This is a genomic window from Mucilaginibacter yixingensis, assembly GCF_041080815.1.
Classification (GTDB): domain Bacteria; phylum Bacteroidota; class Bacteroidia; order Sphingobacteriales; family Sphingobacteriaceae; genus Mucilaginibacter; species Mucilaginibacter yixingensis.
In genome coordinates, this window is sequence record NZ_CP160205.1 from 3,176,324 (window position 1) to 3,193,910 (window position 17,587).

The following is a 17,587-nucleotide window of genomic DNA, read 5'->3' on the forward strand; positions in this document are numbered from 1 at the left end:
CATAGGCGCGTGCTTTTAAGTTTTAAATAATTGGATATACTAAATTAGGTTGACAATAACAGCGTTAAATAAACCAGATTGACGTATTAATAAGTTTATTTTACACGGCATATGAGTGTATGTATCATTCCTCAAAAATGCCTTCTGAAGCTATTCTTACCCATTTACCCCGCCAGATGCTTAGCTCAATTACCATCTTATTAAACTATTTTGGCATACAAAGCCCCGGGGTAAGCTCAAATACGGGCGTCTGACACCTTAGTGTTTTGAAGTTTATTTGATTTGTTGTTTTGATATATTGGCAACAACCACATTAAATACTAACTTTGAAGTTATTGTAAACCAATTATTGCCTTGCATGCCCCAATGCATTGATATAGCGAACTTTAGAAATGGCGATGTAAATGCCTTTAAACTGATATTCGAAGAGTATTATCAGCGGCTATCTTATTTTACCCGCACTATAGTTGGTGATGAGGAGGCTGAGGACATTGTGCAGGAAACTTTTGTGAAGCTTTGGGAGCGAGCAGATACTTTTGATAACACTACTTCTATTAAGGCATTCTTATATCTAACCGCAAAAAACGCCTGCCTTAATGTTACCCGCCATAATAAGATCATCAAGCTGCACGAAACTCAGGCAACCGAAGTCAGCGAAGACAACCTGCTTTTCAATATCATCAGGCACGAGGTGATTGGCGAAATACGCGCCGCGGTTGATCAGCTACCCGAAGGTTACCGCAAAGTAATTTACCTAAGCTATTTTGAGGGCAAAACCAATCAGGAAACGGCCGAGATGCTCAACATCTCCATCAATACGGTTAAAACCCAAAAGCTGCGCGGCTTTAAAATTTTGCGCGAAGTGCTTAAACATTCTCCAGAAGGATTACTCATCCTATCGGCAATGTTTCACTCAGGCCTGTAGACTGGCCATTTTTACCTCAGAACATTTTTTAAAAAAAATTTAACATAGCTGTCACCCGGTTGGCGGGTACAGGTGTTTGTATCTCCAAATGAACCAAACAGAGCATCATATTTACATTGCCGGACTGATCAGTAAGCTGATGACAGGCAGCATTACTGCACCTGAGCAAGATAAGCTGGATAGCTGGGTGGCCGAAAGCGACCAAAATAAAGCGCTGTTTGAACAGTTGACTAACCCTGAGTATCTGCAGGCCGAAATTGATCAACCAACCCTGCAACAAAATGTTGCCTGGCAACAATTACAGGCAACACTTAATTTAGATACCCCGGTTAAACGCATCGGCTATAAAAAATGGCTGCGTGTTGCGGCTGCGGTTTTGGCTGCCGGTGTTGCGGCTTTGTTTGTTTATCATCCACATCAGCAAGCATCAGTTAACAATGTTGCGGTAAGGATTCAGCCAAAAGCAGGATTGCCTGCTGGTACACCGCATGCCATGCTTATTTTGGGTAACGGACAAAAAATCACCCTTAACCAAAACAAACTTACCCTGCACGAGAAAAACGGCACCACCATATCAAACAACAGCCACACTGTAAGCTATCAGGCTGTCAATAACAGCGCCACCAGTGAAGAAGTGGTATACAACACCATCATTGTTCCCCGCGGCGCCGAGTATCAGTTAACCTTGGCCGATGGCTCTAAAGTGTGGATGAATGCAGCATCAACGTTAAAATACCCAACCCGCTTTACAGGTAAAACCAGGGAGGTATATCTAACTGGCGAAGCTTATTTTGAAGTAGCTCACAACGCGGCACAGCCGTTTACGGTAAAAACCGACAAAGCAGACGTGCGGGTACTGGGTACACACTTTAACGTAATGGCTTATGCTGATGAGGATGCTTACAAAACCACCTTATTGCAGGGATCTGTAAGCGTATCAACTCCGGCAGGCAATAACATCATTAAACCTGGCCAGCAGGATGTGGTGAAGAAAGATGGCAGCCAGGCCATACTAAATGATGTGGATACCGACGAGGAGACCGCCTGGAAAAACGGAATGTTTGTTTTCAAGGATGCCGATATTGAAGATATTATGCGCAAAGCCGCCCGCTGGTATGACCTAAAGGTGGTATATGATGGTAAGGCCCCTGATATTCTTTTTAACGGAAAGATGTCAAGAAAGGTAGACTTTAACGGACTGGTAACCATATTAAAATATGCCGGTTTTCATATTAAAGTTAACGGCAATACAATAACAATAAACCGATAAGGATATTACCGTGAGAAGAAATATCCGCTATTTAAATAAATAACAAACCAATTAAGAAAAAACCTATTATGAACCAAACATCGACTTTCTTTTAGACAGACGTATTGGCCTTGCTGCCAAACGCTTTATTACCAGTATTTTATAGCTCATAAAAAAACCGGGAATGTTCGCACCATTGCCCGGCCTGCTTGGCTATTAATATAATTTTCTCGGATCGATTTTATTATATCATCGTTAAACCAAACTGTACAAAAGTATGTATTTCTCGGCAATGTCGCTGCAGGGGCATTTTACCTGTATCAGAAAATATTTATTGGCCATGAAACTTAGTATAGGTCTCGTTATTCTTGCGCTCACCCACGTATCCGCCACAAGCTTAAGTCAAAGTATCACTTTGCATGAAAAGCATGCCCCGGTAAGGAAAATATTAACCGCTATTGAAAAGCAAAGCGGTCTGTCGCTCATCATTGTTAACGGACAGGCAACACTTAAAGAAACAACTCCGGTAAACATTGATGTTGACCGGGTTACTACAGAAGTTGCGCTCGATAAAACGCTGCAGGCTCAGCCGCTCACCTACTCTATCATCCAGGGTACCATCGTTGTAAAAAGAAAAACCAACGCTGTATCTGATGTACAGCTACCGGTTGATATTCAGGGCAAGGTATCGGATGAAAAAGACCTGCCGCTTATCGGTGTCAATATCAAGGTAAAAGGCACCTCGACCGGTACCGTAACAGATGCGAACGGCAACTACAAACTAAAAGCGCCCGACGGCCAATCGGTGCTGGTTTTTAGTTACATAGGCTATGTTAGTCAAGAGGTTATTGCAAGCAATAACGCCACCATCAATATCACCCTTAAAGAAAGCACCAACGCCCTGAATGAGGTAGTGGTAGTAGGCTACGGCACCCAGCGCAAGGCAGACCTTACCGGCGCCGTTGCAACCGTAACCGGCGCAGACCTCAACAAACGCGTAGCTACAGATCCTACCCAGTTGCTGCAAGGCAAGCTACCCGGTTTATCGGTAGTGCAAGGCTCTGGCGAGGCTGGTAACGAGGGCACCACCTTACGCATCAGAGGAACAGGCACTTTCAGTGGTGCGGGCAACTCTCCGTTCATAATTATAGATGGATTACCTGGTAGCCTCACCGCACTCGATCCGCAGAATATCGAATCTGTAACCGTGCTTAAAGACGCGGCTTCGGCATCAATTTATGGCACACGCGCTGCCAATGGCGTTATCCTCGTTACCACAAAAAAAGGGAAAGAAGGCCGGACCGAGCTTTCATACGATTATAACGTAGGCATCACCAGTCCAACTGCTTTGCCTGATAACCTGATCTACAACTCCGTTCAATACATGACGCTGTGGAACCAGGCGGCTACCAACTCTAACTACCCAAACAAATTTAGCCAGGCACAGATAGATCTGTATCGCAACCCCAGCAACCCCGATCTGTATCCAAATTACAACTGGCTTAATGCCGTGTTTCGTACCGTTCAAGTGCAAACACATCATCTGGGCGTTACCGGCGGCAGCAATGGTACTACTTATAATGTGGGCATGGGTTATGTTAGCCAGCCAGATATTATGCAGGGTTATGGTTACAAAAAATACAATCTGCAGCTAAACCTCAATTCAAAAATTACCAAATGGGCCACCTTTGGCGCCAGTGTTACCCTTAATTACAGCGAGCGTTCTTTTACCTCACGCGGCAGTCAGGATCAATTTCTGTCGGCCTTGTCGCAGTCGCCAATGTACGGCCCCATCCTGCCTGACGGTAGCGGCAGGTACGTAAACTCGGTGTTTCCTAACGTGCAAACGCCTAACAAAAACCCCATTGCCATAGCGCAAAATGCGATTGACAAGCAGAATGATTATTACATGCAAAGCAGCCTGTATTTAAACATTAACCTGGCAAAAGGATTGGAATGGCGCACCAACGCGGGCTTCAATTTTGATTACAATAAAACATCAGATTTCAAACCGGTAATTTACCAATACAACTGGTTTGCCCAACCGGGCGATGCGCCAGAACGCACCCTGGATGTTAATGGCCAGGGCCTGGTAGTTACAGACAACAACAGCTTTTACCCGGTTGCCTATACTCAGTTAACTTACTCTGCATCGATCAACAATGACCATAATTTTAAACTGCTTGCCGGTACACAGGTAGAATACAATAAATCGCAAACGTTGGAAGGCACACGCAACCTGCCCTTTGCCACTAATTATTTACAGGAGTTAAACGCCGGGCCGGTGGCATCACAACTGAATAGTGGTACAACCAACATTTACGCACTGAACTCTTATTATGGTCGCTTCAATTATGATTTCCGCGAGAAATACCTGCTGGAAGCCAACGCCCGTTATGATGCATCATCGCGCTTTCCGGCCAATAATCGCTGGGCATTTTTCCCTTCGGTATCATTAGGATGGATGCTTTCTAAAGAAAGCTTTTTAAGCAAAGCCGATTGGTTGAGCAACCTTAAACTCCGGGCATCATTAGGCAACCTGGGCAACCAGAATATTGGCAACTACCCTTACCAGGAAACCTATAATTTCAGAACGGTTTATAACACCAACACCAGCTATGCTTATCCTTTTAGCGGCAGCGCTGTAACCAGTGGGGTAGTGAACAACGCCCTTGCCAATCCGGATATCCGCTGGGAAACCACCCGTGTGTTTGATTTGGGTACCGATATTGGGTTATTGAATAACAAACTCAGCCTCTCGTTCGACTGGTATGATAAACTAACATCAGATATCCTGGAGAACGCCTCTCCGCTAACCCCGCTTTACTACGGACTCAGCGCCCCAACGGTCAACTATGGAAAAATGCGAAACCGAGGCATTGAAGTATCAGCTACGTACAACCATCATATTGGCGAGGTAAAATTTTCTTTAACCGGTACTTTGCAAGCCAATCGCAATAAACTGGTATCATACGGCGCGCCGGCCATCAGCACCAACACCAATACCATTAACCAGGAGGGCCAGCCTTATGGCAGCTTTTATATGCTGCAATACCTGGGCATTTTTCAAAGCGCTGCAGAAGTGGCCGCATCGCCAACCCAGCAATACAACCCACAACCGGGCTACCTAAAATATGCCGACACCAACGGCGACGGTAAGGTTGACGATAATGACCGCGTAATTGTACCCGGTGCATACCCCAAATTTGATTACTCTTTAAATACCACCTTCAATTGGAAAAACTTTGACCTTACCATATTCTTTTACGGCTCGCAAGGCCAAAAGCTTTACGTAAACGGCTGGGGTATACAACCCTTTAACCAGGGCTCGCCACCACCACAAGAATGGCTCAACGCGTGGTCGCCCACCAACCCCAGCACTACAATGCCTATGGTATATATTCTGGGTCAGGGTAACATCAGCAGCAATGCCAATACCGGCTCTACTTATTACCTGAGAGATGCTTCATTTATGCGGATCAAAAACGTGCAACTGGGTTATGACCTGCCTAAAAGCATTACCAGGCACCTGTTTATGTCGGCCCTGCGCATTTATTTCGCAGGTGATAACCTGCATACGTTCACCTCTTTCCCTGGCTTAGATCCGGAACGGGTGGCATCAACATCAAACACCCGCTACGCGGTACACCCGCAAAACCGTGTTTACTCATTTGGCATTAGGGCTACATTTTAGAAATATCATCATGAAAAAATTGCTCAACTATAGCTTTCTGTTCTTCATCGCTGCCATTATGATGGCCGGATGCAAAAAGAACATGCTCGATCAAAATCCTACATCTGATATTGGCAGCAGCGCCTTCTGGAAAACCCAAAATGACGCCGACCTTGCCCTGGCTGGTATTTACAGTTACTTTATACAAGGATTTAACTACACTGCATCTGGCAACACCGGGCAAGGCTTCGGCGCAGGTACTCCCTATTGGGAAACGCTAACCGATAATGCTTACAGCAGCGCTTACTCAAACATTGCGCAAGGTGCCATCACCCCAACCGTTGGCGGTTTGCAAACTGATGCCTATACCACCTCATACCGTGCCATACAGGCGTGCAACACATTTCTGGACAATGTAGGCAAGATTGGAATGTCATCAACAACGCTTACGCAATATCGTGCCGAAGTGAGATTTGTGAGAGCCTACTGGTATTTCCTCCTCACACAATTATATGGCGATGTGGTACTTACTACTCATCAGATTACTATAGATCCGACCAACTCTATGCAAGCCCGGACGCCAAAATCAGTAGTAATAGATACCATCTTGAATGATCTGAATTTTGCAGCGGGCAATCTACCTAACACCGCCTATAGCGGCCACGTAGTGAGGGGTACCGCATTGGGCTATATGGTTAAAGTTTATATGGCCCAGCATCAATACCAGCAGGCGGCCACTATGGCCAACACCATTATCAGCGAAGGGAAATTTAGTATCTATAACGGTGGCTACCGTAACCTGTTCTTAAAACCAGGCCAAAACGGCAACCCCGAGATCATGCTGTCTGGTCGCTACCAGGTACCAACGGCTTATAGCCCGGCCGATTATTTGTACACCTATAGTTCCAGCTTTCAGCCTTTAAACTACCTGGTAGATGATTACGAGTGTAAAGACGGCCAGCCTATCACTACATCGCCATTATATAACTCTGCGTCGCCCTACGCTAACCGTGACCCGCGTTTATTGGCTACCATTCTTACACCAGGCGTGCTGTACAAAGGCGGCATCCCGTTTGTTCCATCACAAATTGGTGCCACTGCGGGCTTTCTGAATAAAAAGGGGGTTGATTCTACCCGCGCTACTGTAATTGGTACGCAAAGCGATCAGGACTGGGTATACCTAAGATATGCCGATGTATTGCTGATGTATGCCGAAGCAAAAAATGAGGTATCGGGTCCCGATGCCAGTGTTTACAAAGCAGTTAACGATGTGCGCACCAGGCCGGGAGTTAATATGCCTGTGCTGCCAGCGGGCCTGTCGCAGGCGGATATGCGTACCCGGATCAGGCATGAACGCCGTATAGAACTGGCGCTGGAAGGACAGCGCTACTTTGACCTGAAACGCTGGGCGCTGGACCGAGTGATCATTCCAACCATTAAAGATCCTAACGCTGCGCAGCGCACCTTCCCCCTGCGAGACACCTTATGGCCTGTGCCACAGGCAGAAATTGATATAGCCAAAGCCGTAGGCAATAACGCCTTTAAGCAAACTCAGGGCTATTAACCAAATACCGCCCGATCAATAAAACCAATATAAACCACTGATTAAAGAATTACTTATGAAACCACAACTGCTAAAGGTATCTACCGGTCCGGCACAGTCTTTCAGCGTGCGGCAGGACGTTCATCCTATCAACAATAAGTGGCATTATCATCCCGAAGTTGAACTGCTTTATATAAAACGCGGCAGCGGTACTGAGTTTACCGGCGATAGCATCAGGCATTTCCGTGCTGGCGATGTGATACTGATTGGTTCTAACCTGCCGCACTACTGGCGTTTTGATGAACCTTATTATAATGACAGCGACTCTAAACACGAAGCAAACGTAGTGGTAGTGCATTTTAACGAGAATTTTTGGGGCGCCCCCTTTCTTCAATTACCAGAAAATGTTGGCATCAAAAACCTGCTGACAGAATCAAAACGTGGTGTACTTATTAATGGAGCAACAAAGAAACTGATTGCAGAATTGCTTGACCAAATGCTGGCGGTTGAAGGCAGCGCCCGTATAGTGTTACTGATGCAGGCGCTAAATATTATTGCCAGCAGCCCCAAATTATCTATTCTTTCTTCCATCAGTTTTAAACCAGTGCCACAAAGCATAGATAATGATCGCATTGATGCTATCCATCAATACTCCATGGTTAACTTTAAGAAAAAGATCCAGTTAGAAGAAATAGCAGCTATTGCGCACGTAAGCCCTAACTCATTTTGCAGATATTTTAAATCGCACACGGGCAAAACCTACTCGCAGTTTTTGATTGAGATAAAGGTTGGCCAAGCCTGCCGCCTGCTGATAGAGAATAAATTGAGCATTAAGCAGCTTTGTTACGAGAGCGGCTTTAACAATTTTGCCAGCTTCCATAAAAACTTTAAACAAATAACAGGCAAAAGTCCGCTGGTTTACCAGAAAGAGTTTATGACGCCAAGGCACGATACATCAGATGTTAAAAGGCGGCAATACCGAATGGTGAGTTAGCTGATAACTACCGTTATACTATAATTCAAAACCGTACTATACTTTATTATACATGTTTTATACTACCTCAAAAATGGCCGGCGCAAACACAGCCGGCCAATACAAAACAGTGCATCCGTTCAAAAAGATCGGGTGCATTTTTACTTTTATTCTATCGGCATCAACCGCTGTTGTGGGGCAAAATAAAGAGCCCATCGTTATTGCAACCAATAACAGCGCGTTGGTTTTAAGCATAGGCGCTAATCAACGTGTTTACCAAAACTACCTGGGCAAAAGATTGATTAACAAACAGGATTACGCACTGATTCCGCAAGGGCGCTATGAGGCTTATATCACCGGCGGCATGGAAGACCAATTTCAGCCTGCCGTAAAAGTTACACATGCTGATGGCAACCCATCGCTCGAACTACAATATGTAACCCAACACGTAACCCAAACAGAAGATCTGGTTGAAACCGTAATTGAACTGAAAGACGCTCGCTACCCAACTACCGTTACCCTGCATTATGATGCCTACCAGAAAGAAGACGTTATTAAAACCTGGACAGAAATCAGCAACAAGGAAAAAGGTGAAATTATACTTGAAAACTACGCGTCGTCCATGTTACATTTTAGTGCAAAAGCATACTGGCTTACCCATTTTCATGGCGATTGGGCTTCAGAAATGAAACAGGAAGAAACCCGGTTAACCCACAGCGCACTGGAGATTGACAGCAAACTGGGCACCAGGGCAGACATGTACCGCACACCGGTATTTTTCCTCTCTCTTAACAAACCTGCAGATGAAACCACCGGCGAACTGATTGCCGGTACCCTGGCCTGGACGGGCAATTTCAACTTCCGCTTTGAAACCGATGAGCGCGATAACTTGCGGGTGATATCAGGTATCAATGCTTATGCTTCAGCCTATCATCTGGGCAGCGGAAAAACTTTTGTTACACCGGCATTCATCTTCACCTATTCTACGGCTGGCAAGGGACAGGCCAGCAGAAACCTGCACAGCTGGGCGCGCAATTACGGCGTACTGGACGGCAATCAGCCCCGGCTTACCCTGCTAAACAACTGGGAAGCCACCCATACCGACTTTGACGAAACCAAGCTGGTAGGTTTGTTTGACGATGCCAAAAAACTCGACCTGGACTTGTTTCTGCTGGATGACGGCTGGTTTGGTAACAAGTACCCGCGTAATGATGATAGGACCGGTCTAGGCGATTGGGATGCCAACAAAACCAAACTACCCAACGGCGTAAGCAAATTGGTTAAAGAGGCTACGGCCAAAAATCTCAAATTTGGTATTTGGCTGGAGCCCGAAATGGTGAACCCCAAAAGCGAGCTTTATGAGCAACATCCAGATTGGCTTTTAAAGCTGCCAAACCGTGCCGAGAACTATCAGCGCAACCAATTGGTGCTTGATCTCGCCAATCCTAAAGTGGCCGATTATGTTTATCAGGTAGTAGATCATCTGCTGACCGAGAACCCTAATCTGGCTTATATTAAATGGGATTGCAACCGTACCATGAGCAATGCGTGGTCACCGTACTTAAAGGATCGTCAATCTGATCTATATGTAGATTACACGCTGGCCCTGTACCGTGTGTTTGACCGCATCCGCGCTAAATACCCGCATTTGCCTATGATGCTGTGCTCTGGCGGTGGTGGCCGTACCGATTATGGCGGACTAAAATATTTCACCGAGTTTTGGCCAAGCGATGACACAGATCCCTTAGAGCGCGTATATATCCAGTGGGGATACAGTTATTTCTTTCCATCCAATACCATCTCGGCTCATGTTACCTCATGGGGTAAGCAATCGCTCAAATTCCGTACAGATGTAGCCATGATGGGCAAACTGGGCTATGATATTAACGTAGATAAAATGACTGCTGAAGAAGTGGCCTTCAGCAAAGCTGCCGTTGATAATTATAAAAGACTGAGTGATGTAATCTGGCATGGTGATCTGTATCGGCTGGCGTCACCTTACGAGGGCAACCGGGCAGCGCTGATGTATGTAGATCAGCAAAAAACAAAAGCCGTATTATTTCATTACAACCTCAATGTGAGGTACAAAGAGCTATTTGGCGCGATAAAATTGTGGGGCCTCGATCCGCAGAAACAATATAAAATTGAAGAGATTAACACTTTTACGGGCATTAAATCAAACCTGGCCGGCAATGGCCAAACCCTTAGCGGCGATTACCTGATGAACCAAGGCATCAACCTGTCCTCCGGGAAAATAGTACCGCTTACCAGTATGGTTATAGAAATTAGTGCGGTATCCAAATAAACTGATTGCCGGGACGAGCAAAAGTAAAAAAAGGAAAACATGCCGCTCCTGTGGAGCTCCGAAAATTACATTATATACGTTTCCTATTAACATTTCGCTCCTCTGGAGCTGAGGCAGCTTGTTTTAGTCCCACTGGGACGATATGTTAATAGCATCAATGTATAAAAAATATCTAAGCTCCGTAGGAGCGGCATGTTAAAGCCGATTACTGGTTAAAAAAAAGCAGGGCTCCTCTATCAGAAAGAGGAAGCCCTGCCAACCAGTAAACCAATTGTATGAAACCTATAAAGCTGATTGCACGCCGGTGTCTTTTGCCGATAAAGGCTTGGCCTCCACCGCATCAGTACTAAATTCATCAGCACCAATATCAAATGGGGCTACCCGTTTTTGGCCATCCATATCTGTAGTTATGCCCGCCAAAGTTGTTGTCGCCTTGTTGATGGCCGGGCTTTGCGCCGTAAGATGATAAGCTCCTGAAGCTGTTTTCTCAAGTTTCGGGTCGATAACAGTGAATGTACCGGCAGGCAAATCGCCATTAGTTTTTGTACCGAAAACCAGGTTGCCTTCCCATTTTGCATCGCGCATTGGTCCGGATATACTGGCGGCATTATCGCCACCTTGTATCAGGTTATACGCTACGGTTATAGCTGTTGCCCCCATACCATTTTTGCGCTGCATCTGTACCATGGAGATCTTATTGTTAACCATGGTATTAAAGGCAATAAGTACCCTGTCTGGCCGGTCATGCGCGGTGAGCCGGGCGCCATCGGCCACCTCGCCGTCGCCATTGCCAATTACAATGCCTGTCTCGCAGTTTTCAAAGTAATTGCTGTAGATCAGGTGATCATCGCCAAAAATGCGCAGACCAGGGGTATTGAAGAAATAGTTGCCATAAACCCGGCTTTTATTGCCATGCCTCAGGGTGAACTGCGCCGGGCAGTCGCGCACGGTATTATAACGCAGTGTAACGCCGGATGCTTTTACAGAGATCAGTTCATTCTCGCCGGCACAGTGTTCAAAAAGATTATACTCCACCACACTGTTACTGGTAGAAAGACTGAATCCGCTCAACCCGAACTGGAAAGCTTCGGCACCGTTTTTACCGCCCTGCGATTTAAAATCATTAAAATAATTATGATGGATATGCAGCCGCTCGGCAATTTGTGATCCTTTGCCCCTGATGGCAATAAACCGGCCCATGGCATTTTTATGATCGAAGGTATTATGATCAATTTCCTGATCGCTGCCGGCTACCGTAAGGTCTTCCCCATCTCCGGTATTTTCAAAAACATTTTGCGTAAAACGGCAGAAACTGGTATTAGGACCCGTTTTTGTTTTTGAGGCGGCATGGGTAAACTTAAACCCACGAACGATAATATAACTGGCATTATCTGTAATGTTAAACCCACCGCTGCCGGAAACCTCGGCACCACCGGTATGTTGTGCAGTTATGGTAATGGGATGGGCAGCGTTGCCATGTGCAGTAATGTTGATGTTCTCTGTTGCCGGGTAAACACCATCGGCCACACTGATTACATCGCCGGGCCTGGCTTTATCTATAGCGGCCTGCAATTCTTTTAATGAAGAAACTTGTTTGGTTTGCGCCCTGGCGGGGCTCTGTGCCACCATAAATATGGCTGTACACATCAAACTAAGGATTATTTTTTTAGGAGTGAGGTAATGATTGATCATTTTTGTTAAATATTATCGGCATTAATTAATCGCGTATTTTAACGGCTTTAGCATCGGCGCCGGATGATAATTTGAGGACTTTGGCAGCCCGGCTTAAATCGCCACCGTCTATTTTGATATTGCTGCTTGCGGCACCCTCTACTTCCAGTAAGGTAGTTACCGGGCTCAACACCCGCACGGCACTGGCATAAACATCCCTTGAGCCGATAAAGCGTAATAATGATTCTGCCCGCGGCTGGCCCGGTGCACTGAAACCGTTTATTGCGGCATCGTGCACATGGTCTAAAATGAGTGCCGGCCGTTCGTCTGGTTGCTCCATTTCAAAGCGCATATCGGTTAGGGTTAAGGCTTTTACGTTGCGTGCATATAAGCCGTAAGCCGGAGGAACTCCAATCTGGTAATATTCTCCTGCTAGCTTAGGCATGTCTCGCACAGCGCCCTGTTCTGTGGTGCCACCGCCGGGGTAAGTGAGGTGGATGTTATTGAACGAAATATTTTCCATATAAACATCATCCATTGAGTTGAGGGTGATGCAGGAGAACATCTCACCGGGGTTATAGTTACTGCTAAACTCAGAATCACGCAGCGGCACCGGCTTTACCACATTGCCATGAATATTGCTGAATGAGATATTTTTCACCTTCCCCGGCGCCCTGGCAGCACCTTGCGCCTGGCCGTTCGGTGGACTAATACCAATAGAGATTGGCCCGGTAACATCGCGCATAACGATATTAGAGAACGAGATATTTTCAAACCTGCCGCCCGGCGAGCATCTCATTTTTATCGGGCAGCCATAAGTCTCATAGATCAGGCAATTGGAAATGGTGATATTTTCTGCCTCGCCTCCCCCAAACCTAAAGACCGACCACCGCGTACTGAACGAGCAATTGGTGATGGTTACAAACTTGCAACTGCCAAACAGCGCACAGGCATCGTCCTGCGTCTGTACATCGCAATTACTCACGTGCACATATTCGCTGGCCACAAAATGGAAACCGTCGTTATTATGTATCACCCGCCCGCGGATATGCAACCCTTCCAGCTTTACAAACGAGCAGAAGCAAACCCGCACAGAATGGTAAGCGCTATTGAGCAAGAAAACATCGCGCACAGTAAGATTTTTACATTGATAAAATAACAGGTGATAAGGCCGGTCATTGCCCCCACGTCCCGATGGCGGCGGCACGCCTTTGGTTGGGCTGCGAAATTGCGCGCCCTGTCCGTCAATAGTACCGTTACCTTCAATAGTGATATTCTCGGCATTAACGGCAAACAGCAAGCCCACATTGCCATCGTTCATGGTCCAGCCGGTATCCAGCGGGATGGTTTTGCCGGCGTAGTATTGCTTGCCATCGGCAGTGCCCAGCAGTTTTCCCTGGGCCGACAGATGCAGCGTAACATTACTCTTCAGTTCTACCGTACCTATTACAAATACGCCGGCCGGCACCAGCACCGTGCCGCCGTTATGCTTGTTGCAGACATCAATAGCGGCTTGCAACGCGGCGGTGTCAAGCGTTTTGCCGTCGCCTTTGGCGCCAAAATCACGAATATTGTAAATACCGGTTCCGTTTAATGCGGGCTTGTCATCGGCATTATTTGCCAGTGCCAAGGCCTGATGAGGCAAACCGGTAACCAGCGCCGCACCCAAACCGGCAACGGCTACTTTATCAATCCATGCCCTGCGTGATAGTTGATTTTCTGCAGCATTCATTTTTGTTATTTTCTTAATTGTTTTATGGCAACCTATCTGTAATAATGTATTGATTGACACATTATTCCGCAGGGTTACTGTTTTAATTGGTAAGCCCAATTACACCAATTTTCATTGCCCATTAATGAAGCGGATTTGCCAATTATTCTGTGAGATTAGCAAGCCGGGACAAATGGCATCTGCCTATCAATCGCGCTTAATAATAAGCCAATCCGAAGCATAAACGCTATCATAAAATCACTCACTTTAGCCTTGCAGCATTGCTGTCAACCAATCATTAACTTATTCTATGAAAATTATTTCGCGCATCACATTGGCATTGGCCGGTCTGGTTATGCTATCGGCCCCGGCATTTAAGAAACCCACAGAGTGGCAATCAAAATTTGTAACACTTAATGCTGATGGCAGCCTCACCTACCATGCAGATGAGCAAGGCAATACGCTGCCTGATTTTAGTCTGGTGGGCTATCATCAAAATGACATCCCCCTGCCTACCCTCCCCGTGGTAAAAACAGTTGAAGCCCCGGCCGGCGGGGATGCACAACAGCTTATACAAGATGCTATAGATGAAGTAGCCCAAAGGCCTGCAGATGCCAGCGGACTACGAGGAGCAATATTACTTAAACGGGGCACTTATACTATTGCCGGTAAATTATACATCAAAGCCAGCGGCATTGTGCTACGCGGCGAAGGCGATGATAAAAACGGCACCCGCATTGTGGCCACAGGCAAAGGCCAGCGCACTTTACTAAATATTGAAGGCGCAGGGAACATAAAACCTGCCGGAGCTAAGGTTGATATAACCGATGGTTTTGTGCCTGTTGGCGCCAAGTCATTTCATGTGGCATCAGTAAACGGTTTGACGGTAGGAGAACGCATTATTCTATATCGCCCCAGTACCGCCAATTGGATCCACGATTTGAGGATGGACCAGATTCAGGAACGCAAGGGCACCAAACAGTGGCAGGCCGGCGAGTATGATCTGCACTATGAAAGAACCATCACCCAAATTGAGGGTAACCAAATTTCCATTGACAACCCCGTGGTGATGCAGATGGAAACAAAATATGGTGGCGGCGCCATTTACCCCTACACTTTTGATGGTAGAATTAAAGAGGTTGGTATAGAAAACATTTGCTTTGAATCTGAATATGCCGGTGATACCGATGAAGACCATGGCTGGATTGCCGTGGGACTGTCAAAAGTAGAGAACGCCTGGGTAAGAAACGTCACCTCGCGCTACTTTGGTTATGCCTGCGTGAGTACCGAAGACGGATCGCGCAACGTTACGGTGATTGATTGCAAATGCCTCGACGCTAAATCTGTCATTACAGGCGGGCGCCGTTATTCTTTTAATAATACCGGCCAACTCAACCTGTTTATGAATTGCCATGCCAAAGATGGACGGCACGATTACGTAACCGGCGCCAAGGTTTGCGGTCCGAATGTATTTTACAATTCCACCGCTAAAAATGTACATGCTGACGCAGGGCCACACCACCGCTGGGCATCGGGCACACTATATGACAATATTATAAGCGACGGCGAAATAAACGTGCAGGATCGCCAATACATGGGCAGCGGGCATGGCTGGTCTGGCGTTACGCAGATTCTATGGAACTGCACCGCCAAAGCAGCCGCTGTGCAAAAGCCATGGGTAAGTGGCACCAATTACAATATCGGTTTCCACGGCAGGCAAACCGAAGGCAGCTTTAAAGGCAGGGAAAACGGCGAGTGGGAAGGCCAGAACAAAGACGGCCTGATGCCTTCATCACTCTACATGGCGCAGTATAAAGCCCGCCATCTGCGCAGCAAAAACTAAATATAAACTACTATAAACATGTCTCGTTCTACCAAATCCTATTTACAAATACACCCTGACGATAACGTGCTGGTGGCGCTGATTAACCTCCATAAAGGCGCGCAAATACAACTGAACGGCACCACTTTTGAATTGCTCACAGGAGTATCGGCCAAACATAAATTTACCATCAACGCTTTACAACCCGGCGATAGCATTTATATGTACGGTGTACTGGTTGGTAAAGCCACTCAAACTATTACTCAAGGCAGTGCCATTACCACCCAAAACATGCAACATGCCGCCAATGAATATCGCATGGGCGAACGCAAACTTATTTGGCGACGGCCCAATGTGAGCCAATGGGCCAATCGTTCTTTTATGGGCTATCACCGGGCAGATGGTTCGGTAGGTACAGCTAACTACTGGGTGGTTATTCCACTGGTATTTTGCGAAAACCGAAACGTGGATGTATTGAAGGATGCCTTACAGGATAAACTTGGCTATAAAAAACCTGGTTATTACGAAGCGGATGTGGATTTATTGGTAAAGCTTTACCAATCGGGCCTTTCTGCAGATGATATTTTAAATACGCCGCTGCCGTCTGTTGAATCGACGGAAGAGGTATCTAATAAGATATTCCCGAACATTGATGGTATTAAATTTTTAACACACGATATGGGTTGTGGCGGCACCCGATTGGATTCTGACGCGTTGTGCGGGTTACTGGCAGGTTATATCACTCATCCAAATGTTGCCGGGGCCACGGTATTAAGCCTGGGTTGCCAGCATGCACAGGCCAGCATCCTGAAACAGGAAGTATTGAAGCGTGACCCGGCGTTTAGTAAGCCGCTCATCATCCTGGAGCAGCAAAAAGAAGGTACAGAGCAGCAGCTACTGCAAAAAGCCATTGTAAAAACATTTGCCGGCTTAATAGAGGCCAATAATAATGAGCGCAGGCCAGCGCCCCTGTCTAAACTTTGCATCGGGCTGGAATGCGGAGGATCTGATGGCTTTTCGGGCATCTCGGCTAATCCGGCATTAGGCCATGTATCTGACATGCTGGTGGCCCTGGGCGGCTCAGTAATACTGGCTGAATTTCCTGAGCTTTGCGGTGTGGAGCAGGAGTTGAGTGACCGCTGTACCCACGAAGCCTCGGCCAACCGTTTCATGGAGCTGATGCGCATTTATAATAAACGGGCTGAAGAAAGCGGCTCGGGGTTCTATGCCAATCCGTCACCGGGCAATATCAGGGATGGGTTAATTACCGACGCCATGAAATCGGCCGGGGCGGCCAAAAAAGGAGGCAACTCGCCGGTGACCGATGTGCTAGACTACCCGGAGAAAGTAACCAAACCGGGACTGAACCTTTTGTGCACACCCGGCAATGATGTGGAAAGCACCACTGCAGAGGTGGCCGCAGGCGCCAACATTGTACTATTCACTACCGGATTAGGCACACCTACCGGTAACCCTGTGGCACCGGTTATCAAGCTCTCTACCAACACCAACATTTTTAACCGCATGCCAGATATTATCGATATTAACTGCGGCACCATTGTAGAAGGTACAGAAACTATTGAACAAAATGCCGAACGCATTATGAACGAGATTATAGCTGTAGCCGGTGGTCTGAGTAAGCCCAAATCAGTATTGTTAGGGCAAGACGATTTCATTCCATGGAAACGCGGGGTATCACTTTAAGCATTAAACAA

At 46.6% G+C, this 17,587-nt stretch carries 10 protein-coding genes; 8 read left to right on the forward strand and 2 right to left on the reverse strand.

The features are described 5' to 3' along the window. The first annotated feature begins 358 nt into the window (after positions 1-358). From ABZR88_RS12920 to ABZR88_RS12945, 6 genes are all read left to right on the forward strand, one after another. A complete protein-coding gene (locus ABZR88_RS12920) occupies positions 359-925 on the forward strand; it encodes an RNA polymerase sigma-70 factor (protein WP_146166465.1) in 567 nt (188 codons plus the stop codon). Between the two features lie 88 nt (positions 926-1,013). Continuing rightward, positions 1,014-2,195 carry a FecR family protein gene (locus ABZR88_RS12925; RefSeq protein WP_107826933.1) on the forward strand — a complete coding sequence of 394 codons (1,182 nt, stop codon included), beginning with the start codon at positions 1,014-1,016 and terminating at the stop codon, positions 2,193-2,195. A 319-nt stretch (positions 2,196-2,514) separates the two neighbouring features. Further along, positions 2,515-5,868: a TonB-dependent receptor gene (locus ABZR88_RS12930; protein WP_170113534.1), complete on the forward strand. Its 3,354-nt coding sequence runs from the start codon at positions 2,515-2,517 to the stop codon at positions 5,866-5,868. Between the two features lie 10 nt (positions 5,869-5,878). Continuing rightward, entirely contained in the window at positions 5,879-7,411 is a 1,533-nt protein-coding gene (locus tag ABZR88_RS12935; protein WP_107826931.1) for a RagB/SusD family nutrient uptake outer membrane protein, read from the forward strand. Between the two features lie 55 nt (positions 7,412-7,466). Then, complete coding sequence (locus ABZR88_RS12940; RefSeq protein ID WP_107826930.1) at positions 7,467-8,384, forward strand: AraC family transcriptional regulator; 918 nt, start codon at positions 7,467-7,469, stop codon at positions 8,382-8,384. Between the two features lie 52 nt (positions 8,385-8,436). Beyond that, positions 8,437-10,668 carry an alpha-galactosidase gene (locus ABZR88_RS12945; RefSeq protein ID WP_245916985.1) on the forward strand — a complete coding sequence of 744 codons (2,232 nt, stop codon included), beginning with the start codon at positions 8,437-8,439 and terminating at the stop codon, positions 10,666-10,668. Positions 10,669-10,950: 282 nt separating this feature from the next. Here ABZR88_RS12945 and ABZR88_RS12950 read toward each other — a convergent pair whose 3' ends face one another. Then, positions 10,951-12,315: a polysaccharide lyase 6 family protein gene (locus ABZR88_RS12950; protein WP_107826929.1), complete on the reverse strand. Its 1,365-nt coding sequence runs from the start codon at positions 12,313-12,315 to the stop codon at positions 10,951-10,953. A gap of 70 nt (positions 12,316-12,385) precedes the next feature. After that, positions 12,386-14,071 carry a glycoside hydrolase family 28 protein gene (locus ABZR88_RS12955; RefSeq protein ID WP_107826928.1) on the reverse strand — a complete coding sequence of 562 codons (1,686 nt, stop codon included), beginning with the start codon at positions 14,069-14,071 and terminating at the stop codon, positions 12,386-12,388. A 289-nt stretch (positions 14,072-14,360) separates the two neighbouring features. Here ABZR88_RS12955 and ABZR88_RS12960 point away from each other — a divergent pair, with 289 nt between their 5' ends. Then, the gene (locus tag ABZR88_RS12960; RefSeq protein ID WP_107826927.1) at positions 14,361-15,893 is read left to right on the forward strand and encodes a hypothetical protein; all 1,533 of its coding nucleotides are present in this window, start codon (positions 14,361-14,363) and stop codon (positions 15,891-15,893) included. A gap of 18 nt (positions 15,894-15,911) precedes the next feature. Further along, positions 15,912-17,576 carry a UxaA family hydrolase gene (locus ABZR88_RS12965; RefSeq protein ID WP_107826926.1) on the forward strand — a complete coding sequence of 555 codons (1,665 nt, stop codon included), beginning with the start codon at positions 15,912-15,914 and terminating at the stop codon, positions 17,574-17,576. Positions 17,577-17,587: the final 11 nt, after the last annotated feature.

Bases quoted from the DNA above. Each gene is read 5' to 3' on its own strand.
- ABZR88_RS12920 (WP_146166465.1), top strand. From the start codon at position 359: ATGCCCCAATGCATTGATATAGCGAACTTTAGAAATGGCGATGTAAAT.
- ABZR88_RS12925 (WP_107826933.1), top strand. From the start codon at position 1,014: ATGAACCAAACAGAGCATCATATTTACATTGCCGGACTGATCAGTAAG.
- ABZR88_RS12930 (WP_170113534.1), top strand. From the start codon at position 2,515: ATGAAACTTAGTATAGGTCTCGTTATTCTTGCGCTCACCCACGTATCC.
- ABZR88_RS12935 (WP_107826931.1), top strand. From the start codon at position 5,879: ATGAAAAAATTGCTCAACTATAGCTTTCTGTTCTTCATCGCTGCCATT.
- ABZR88_RS12940 (WP_107826930.1), top strand. From the start codon at position 7,467: ATGAAACCACAACTGCTAAAGGTATCTACCGGTCCGGCACAGTCTTTC.
- ABZR88_RS12945 (WP_245916985.1), top strand. From the start codon at position 8,437: ATGTTTTATACTACCTCAAAAATGGCCGGCGCAAACACAGCCGGCCAA.
- ABZR88_RS12950 (WP_107826929.1), bottom strand. From the start codon at position 12,315: ATGTGTACAGCCATATTTATGGTGGCACAGAGCCCCGCCAGGGCGCAA.
- ABZR88_RS12955 (WP_107826928.1), bottom strand. From the start codon at position 14,071: ATGAATGCTGCAGAAAATCAACTATCACGCAGGGCATGGATTGATAAA.
- ABZR88_RS12960 (WP_107826927.1), top strand. From the start codon at position 14,361: ATGAAAATTATTTCGCGCATCACATTGGCATTGGCCGGTCTGGTTATG.
- ABZR88_RS12965 (WP_107826926.1), top strand. From the start codon at position 15,912: ATGTCTCGTTCTACCAAATCCTATTTACAAATACACCCTGACGATAAC.